At 71.5% G+C, this 3,076-nt stretch carries 2 protein-coding genes; both read left to right on the top strand.

Translation table 11 applies throughout. From position 1 onward, the window contains the following. Positions 1–410 (top strand): adenine phosphoribosyltransferase (locus tag ABZ641_RS30890; protein WP_359987115.1); only part of this gene is annotated, 410 nt, incomplete at its 5' end. A 204-nt stretch (positions 411–614) separates the two neighbouring features. Then, complete coding sequence (locus tag ABZ641_RS30885) at positions 615–3,026, top strand: bifunctional (p)ppGpp synthetase/guanosine-3',5'-bis(diphosphate) 3'-pyrophosphohydrolase (RefSeq protein WP_344621704.1); 2,412 nt, start codon at positions 615–617, stop codon at positions 3,024–3,026. Positions 3,027–3,076: the final 50 nt, after the last annotated feature.

Raw genomic sequence — 3,076 nt, 5'->3', positions numbered from 1 at the left:
CGCTCGCCGGCCGCGCCGCCGAGCTCGGGGCGACCAAGGTGGTCGGCCTGGAGGCCCGCGGCTTCGTCCTGGCCGCCCCCGCGGCCTTCGCGGCCGGCCTCGGCTTCGTGCCGATCCGCAAGAAGGGCAAGCTGCCCGGCGACGTCTTCGCCCGCTCCTACGACCTCGAGTACGGCTCCGCCACGCTGGAGGTCCAGTGCGACGCCTTCGCGCCCGGGGAGAAGGTGCTGGTCGTCGACGACGTGCTCGCCACCGGCGGCACCCTCGGCGCCTCGCTGGACCTCGTCCGCGAGGCCGGCGCCGAGCTGGCCGGCGTGGTCGTGCTGATGGAGCTCGGCTTCCTGCCGGGCCGCGAGCGGCTCACCGGCCACCTCGCCGGGGCGCCGCTGGACGCCCTGGTCACCGTCTGACCCGCGCGGACCTAGGCGCGGCGGCAGGTCCGCGGGCCGGCCGCCGCGCCCTCGGGTCCCGGTTCCGCGCCGGGCGGCCGACCGACCGGGCCGCACTCTCGGTACCATGAAGATTCATCCCCTCTCGGTTGCACGACCGACGGGTGCGACCGATGGCGCGACCGCCCGAAGAGGGGGAGGCCCTTGCGCCCCCGAGGAGTGTCCTTGCCCGACGAGGTTGTGCCCACCGCGGAGGCCACCGCGCCCGAGAGCCGTCCCGCGCCCTCCGGCGCCGGCCCGGCGCGTCCCGCCCCGCCGCCCGGCCACCGGCCCTCCTCCGGCGGCGGCATGCGCGCCCGCCTCGCACGGCTCGGCGGCCAGCGCAGCAGCGCGGTCAACCCCGTCCTGGAGCCGCTGTTCCGCACCATCCGGGCGAACGACCCGAAGGCCGACCCGGTCCTGCTCAAGGAGATCGAGAAGGCCTACGCCGTCGCCGAGAAGTGGCACCGCGGCCAGAAGCGCAAGAGCGGCGACCCGTACATCACCCACCCGCTCGCGGTGGCGACCATCCTCGCCGAGCTCGGCATGGACGCCCCCACCCTGATGGCGGGCCTGCTGCACGACACCGTCGAGGACACCGACTACGGCCTGGAGACGCTCCGGCAGGACTTCGGCGACTCCGTCGCACTGCTGGTCGACGGCGTCACCAAGCTGGACCGGGTCAAGTTCGGCGAGGCCGCGCAGGCCGAGACCGTGCGCAAGATGGTCGTCGCGATGGCCAAGGACCCGCGCGTCCTGGTGATCAAGCTCGCCGACCGCCTGCACAACATGCGCACCATGCGCTACCTCAAGCGGGAGAAGCAGGAGAAGAAGGCCCGCGAGACGCTGGAGATCTACGCCCCGCTGGCGCACCGGCTGGGCATGAACACCATCAAGTGGGAGCTGGAGGACCTCGCCTTCGCGATCCTCTACCCCAAGATGTACGACGAGATCGTGCGCCTGGTGGCCGAGCGCGCGCCCAAGCGGGACGAGTACCTGGCCACCGTGATCGACCAGGTGCAGGGCGACCTGCGCGGCGCCCGGATCCAGGCCCAGGTCACCGGCCGGCCGAAGCACTACTACTCGGTCTACCAGAAGATGATCGTGCGGGGCCGCGACTTCGCCGAGATCTACGACCTGGTGGGCATCCGGGTCCTGGTCGACACCGTCCGCGACTGCTACGCGGCGCTGGGCACCATCCACGCGCGGTGGAACCCGGTGCCGGGGCGGTTCAAGGACTACATCGCGATGCCCAAGTTCAACATGTACCAGTCGCTGCACACGACGGTCATCGGGCCCGGCGGCAAGCCGGTCGAGCTGCAGATCCGCACCTTCGACATGCACCGCCGCGCCGAGTACGGCATCGCCGCGCACTGGAAGTACAAGCAGCGCGCGGTGGCCGGCGCCTCCAAGGTCCGCACCGACACCCCCGCGCACGCCCGCAAGCACGACAAGGCCGACGCCGTCAACGAGATGGCCTGGCTGCGGCAACTGCTGGACTGGCAGAAGGAGACCGAGGACCCGAGCGAGTTCCTGGAGTCGCTGCGCTTCGACCTCTCCAGCAACGAGGTCTTCGTCTTCACCCCCAAGGGCGACGTGATAGCGCTGCCCGCCAAGGCCACCCCGGTGGACTTCGCCTTCGCCGTGCACACCGAGGTCGGCTACCGCTGCATCGGCGCCCGGGTGAACGGCCGCCTGGTGCCGCTGGAGTCCGAGCTGGAGAACGGCGACACCGTCGAGGTCTTCACCTCCAAGGCGGAGAACGCCGGCCCCTCCCGGGACTGGCTCACCTTCGTCAAGTCGCCGCGCGCCCGCAACAAGATCCGTGCCTGGTTCTCCAAGGAACGCCGTGAGGAGGCCATCGAGCACGGCAAGGAGGCCATCGCCCGGGCCATGCGCAAGCAGGGCCTGCCGATCCAGCGCATCCTCACCGGCGACTCCCTGGTCACCCTGGCGCACGAGATGCGGTACCCCGACATCTCCTCGCTCTACGCCGCGATCGGCGAGGGCCACGTCGCCGCGCAGTCCATCGTGCAGAAGCTGGTGCAGGCGCTCGGCGGCGAGGAGGGCGCGACCGAGGACCTCGCCGAGACGGCCACCCCGACGCACCAGAGCCGCTCGCTGCGGCGCCGCGCCAAGGGCGACCCGGGTGTGATCGTCAAGGGCACCGAGGACGTCTGGGTCAAGCTGGCCCGCTGCTGCACCCCGGTGCCGGGCGACCCGATCGTCGGCTTCGTGACCCGCGGCAACGGCGTCTCGATCCACCGCTCGGACTGCGTGAACGTCGAGGCGCTCTCGCAGCAGCCCGAGCGGATGATCGAGGTCGAGTGGGCGGCCACCCAGTCCTCGGTCTTCCTGGTGGCCATCCAGGTCGAGGCGCTGGACCGCTCGCGACTGCTCTCGGACGTCACCCGGGTGCTCTCCGACCAGCACGTCAACATCCTGTCGGCGGCGGTGCAGACCTCCCGGGACCGGGTGGCGATGAGCCGCTTCACCTTCGAGATGGGCGACCCCAAGCACCTCGGCCACGTCCTGAAGGCCGTCCGCGGCGTCGAGGGCGTCTACGACGTGTACCGGGTGACTTCGGCGAAGAAGTAGCCAGTACTTGAGGGGCGCGTGGGGGCACCTCCCAGGCTTCGGCCGGGAGG

Source organism: Kitasatospora sp. NPDC007106, from assembly GCF_040634455.1.
Classification (GTDB): Bacteria; Actinomycetota; Actinomycetes; order Streptomycetales; family Streptomycetaceae; genus Kitasatospora; species Kitasatospora arboriphila.
This window is presented reverse-complemented; position numbering and strand designations above follow the sequence as displayed.